This is a genomic window from Frisingicoccus sp., assembly GCA_016298055.1.
Taxonomy (GTDB): Bacteria; Bacillota; Clostridia; order Lachnospirales; family Lachnospiraceae; genus Frisingicoccus.
This window is the reverse complement of the sequence record JAEDDO010000147.1, coordinates 1-4,587: the sequence shown is the minus strand read 5'-3', so window position 1 is coordinate 4,587 and position 4,587 is coordinate 1. Positions and strand designations below refer to the sequence as shown.

Here is a 4,587-nt window from a genome sequence, read left to right as displayed (position 1 = left end):
CAGAGAAAGCCGGAGTGTCATTACAGATGGCGAGGCGGGAACCGAAGGTGTGGCTGTTTTTGCTGATATGCAGGGATCCCGGTATGGAGCGGTAGATGTGCAGCATGAAAATTATGAGAGCCAGACCGTGATGGATGTGAATCTGTCCGGAGGAGAGAATATTATTCGCTGCCTTAAGGAAAAGGAAGAGAATCAGTGTTATGTCCGTTGTGCAGATATGGGTGGAGCAGATTTATTGTATGGCGATGTCTCTATTGCTTTGATGAAAAGTGGTACGGAAGATCTGAATCTTTCATTTTTGATTTCTTCTACGGGAGATGCAAAACTTCCGGAGCAGCTGGAGCTTCGCGCAAAAAATGGAGAGGATGACCGCCTGGTAACCGCTTTGTCAAAAACATCCAGTATTTATTCCGGTGCAGATACGGCGGCATATGCATTATCGGCGGATTGGATTCAGGCGGAAGGACTTTTGAAGAATGGTGACAAATTGTATGTGAAGATGGGCAGTGATACGGAAGAAACAGAAACGGATGAAGATGGCTGGGAATGGAAAAGTGAGAAAAAACTGAATGTAAAGGTTGAAGATGCCAAAGTTACTACGCCTACCTGGACAAATACTCCATTTGGTTTTTTTAACGGACTGGCTTCCTTTAAACTTCCGGATTATATACCGGGGGCAGGAGGCGGAAAAGTCGGTGTCGACCTGTTTAAAACCAATGTTTCTGCAGCTGTATTGCCGGACGGTTCCTTCTTTGTATCCTACGGGGAGAATCTGATTGATCCGAAAGAGATGAAGGAAATCATGAATCAGAGCTGGATACCGAGACAGTCCGAACGTGTCAAAGGTGTTTTTGATAAAATAAGGAGCAATATACGCAGCAAGATCGATGCATTTCAACAGGGAAAAAGTATTTTCAGCGGACAAGGTTTTTCTGTTGCTCCGGATGTATCCTACAGCTTTACATTTCAGCTGATCGGCGGATGCGTCGGACGATATGATTTTGATACAGGGGTTCTGAAGGGGGATTTTACTGTAGCTTTATCCGTTAAAGGGGCATTTGGGCTGACAATTTATATCATTACTCCGGTTGGACCTTTTTATGGGGGAGCGCAGGCATCCTTTGGCGGCACGGCAGCGGGCAGCATCGGTCTGACAGTGAATCCTACCGGAAAGGATACGGATATTTTTGATAATATCAGTGTTACCCCTCCTGGATCACAAGCCGGTCTGACTTTTGATCTGATCGGAACCATCGGCGGATATGTGGGTGCCGGAATTCATGAGCTGGCCTGTGCCCAGATTGATGGCAGCGTGTACATGGATGCCTCGGTTCGTTATAAAAAAGATTCCGGGACAGACATTCCTCTGGAAGAAAAGAAGATTCCCCATATTTACATAACAGGCGGATATGAAGTGGATATATCTGCGACTGTGCTCTTTTTTAAGTATCATAAAAAAATTGAATCTCTCAGTGACCGGGGAGTTTTCTATGACAGTTGGGATGAAAATGATGCGGCCAATGGATACTCAGATGATGAATTACAGGAAACAGCAGTACCAATATCTGTGGATATGGATCATGCACAAAGTGAACTGACCTGTGTGGACGATTTTTCTTATACGATCAATTCCGGAATGGCGGTAAACGATGTGAATGGCCAGGATATTACGCGGATTGACAGCCTGACATTGGCAGACAATAAGGCGTGTTTTGTGAAAACAAGCAATCAGACGGCTTTGTTCCGTATCATGGCCATTGACGGTATTCCGCGTCTTGTATATCAGATTCAGGATCAGGCATCCGGACAGCTGGAAAATACAGTGCATCTGGTAGAAACGCCGACTAAGGGAAAGGCCGTTTATGCATATGACGTGAGAGCAAATCAGACAGATTACGGCAACAGTCAATATGAAGACAATGTGTATTTATGCGTGATTGGGGGAGAATTTATAGAAGATGACACGCCGGAAGAGCGTGCCATGAAGACGAATGTCAGTGCAATGACAATAAATTTGAGCTCGGGTGAGGTGCGGCAGAGTGTGGCTGTTCGTGACGGGGACGATATGCAGCATCTGGATGCTCAGGCAGCCGGATCCGGGGATACGTGTGCAGTGGCCTGGAGAGAGTCTGCTTCTTATTTGTCTTCGGATCGGAAGCCGGCAAATGCCTACATTTATTCTCCGTGGATAAAAGATGATACAAAAATAAAAAGTCACGGAAGGATGCGTCAGTTGTTGACAACCGGAGTTCTGAAGGAGGGTGAGAGTGCCTTTTTCAAAGGATGGCGGGATGGAACATATGTCCGTTATTATGGAATTGACGGCTATGGAGAGTATGTGGAAGACGATGTTATGATGATCGAAAATCCTAACGGAGAATATACAGACATACCTCCGATCAGCGATTTTGTCTATGCAAATGGCAAGTGTTACGGAATTGTGGGCGGCATCCTCTGTTACATGGAACGAAAAAAGAGTGAATCGGGCAGTTGGCTGGAATGGAAACGCATATCTGCGGACAGGGAAGGAAATCCGGTAACCTGGCCGGATGATGATAATGCAAGTTACAGATTTGTCTATGATAATTCTGCAGGTCTGTCTGTTGCATCGCTGGCAAAACACTACAAGGAAGATAATACATTGGATTACAGTTTGCTGACAGTTTACAAAGTCGGTTCCTATTCGGATGAAACAGCCATCTGTGGTGCACAGGAAATTGAATTGGAAGGTGTCAACGCAGGTAATTATACAATTGCAAGACAAGATGAAGGCGGATACCAGCTTGTTTATTCGGATGGCCGTGAAGTGAAGGAGAGCGGCAATGAAGTGTCCGACACGGTACAGCTTTTTATGTGGAAACAGAATCAGGAGCGAAAGCTGGAAGCGGTGGATTTCAGTCTGGACAGTCCGGCTATACGCCGTACTCAGAAATCGCTTGGAGCAACAATTTTTATAAAAAATACAGGATGCCAATATGAGGATATTGTGAAATTTAAAATTACGGACAAAGACGGAAACGTACTGCAGCTTCTGGATTCAGAGGGCAATCCGCAGAGTCAGGAGGATGACGGAAGTTATGGTTACTGGTCGGATATATATCCGGGTGAAACCGAGAGTTTCCGAGTGACGATTCAGCCAAATCCATCCTGGGAATCAGGTGCACAGGAACTGAATGTCTGCGTGACTTATCCGGTTACAAATGCATTGATTGATTTGACGGTATCCTATGACATGCCGAGTATATATATGAACGGATATCAGACCACCCTAAACGGGAAGAATACGGCATTTTTGAATCTGAAAAATCATTCGATAGTTCCGGCAGAAAATCTTTCTCTTGTACTCACAGGGAATTTTCAAAAAAATAATGACAATTCGGCCAATGATGGTGTGCTGATGGAAATACCTCTGGATATCGGAAGCCTTTCGGACACAAGAGAAAATGTTTCAGATCTTGGACAGAATTATTGTCTTCGTCTGGATCTGGAAGATATATGGAATCAGTATAAAGACAGTGATCGTCTTCTTTACGGAATTACAGTCAGTCTTTTGACTGAAGGAGACGATGAAAACAGCGTGACGGAAGAGCTGTATTTTGATAATCCCTATCTTCCGGCACTTTACATGATTCATGCCGTGGCCAATGATCCTACTTTTGGTACAATAGATGGGGGCGGTGCCTATCAGTTCGGTGAGACGGCAACTCTGACTGCATTTCCGGAAAATGGATATCGTTTTGTCTGCTGGCAGGATGAAAGTGGTGAAGAGGTTTCAACGGATGAATCCTATTCTATAGATGTGGAAGACCAGTCCAGAGAACTTATGGCAGTATTCGAGCCGGATGGCTCTGTACACAGTCTTGTCGTCAATGCAGGTCCGAATCCACTGGTTGAGACAGGAGAACCGGGTGGAGCTGTGTATGTGGATGGCTGTGAGCGCACTGTATTTGACGGAAAAAATACAATCTATCGGGTCAATGACCAGGATACAGTCACTTTGACTGCCAAAGTAACAGGCGAAGGTCTTTGTTTCGGGGGATGGATTGACGATTCGGGTGAACTGGTCAGCGAAGAACGGATTATGAGTGTTACTGTGACAGAGGATATGGAATTTACGGCAGTATTTGAAGAAATGCCGGATCCGGATTTGGATGAACCAGTAGAACCGGAAAGTGATGAAACCACAAGTGATCATCCTGAAGGCGATTATCCGGAAAGCAATCATCCAGAAAGTAATCACCCGGAAAGTAATCATCCTGGAACAGGAAGCAATGAATCCGGACAGAATAATTTAAAGACAGCCTCAAACGCGAAGACCGGTGATAAAGCACCGCTTATGGTCATGTTTTTCCTGATGATCGCGGGAGCAGGAATCTGTATCATTTTTTTAGGTAAGAAGCTGCTTTACAAAGATGACCATAAGATTTAACATGTGAATGATAGTTCAATCTTTTTACACATGGTATAATCAAGATGAAGAATAATGGGTAAAGGAGAAGCCTATGGAAGAAGAGATAGGCAATTAGAAGTATGATTAATTTTAATGAGAAAAAAGGTTTTATTTGCGATATGGACGGCGTCATTTAT

The 4,587-nt window shown here is 44.5% G+C and carries 1 protein-coding gene; it reads left to right on the top strand.

The features are described 5' to 3' along the window. The coding region (locus QZZ35_RS09350) for an InlB B-repeat-containing protein (protein ID WP_291237155.1) at nucleotides 1-4,429 on the top strand (4,429 nt) is incomplete at its 5' end. Nucleotides 4,430-4,587 lie beyond the last annotated feature (158 nt).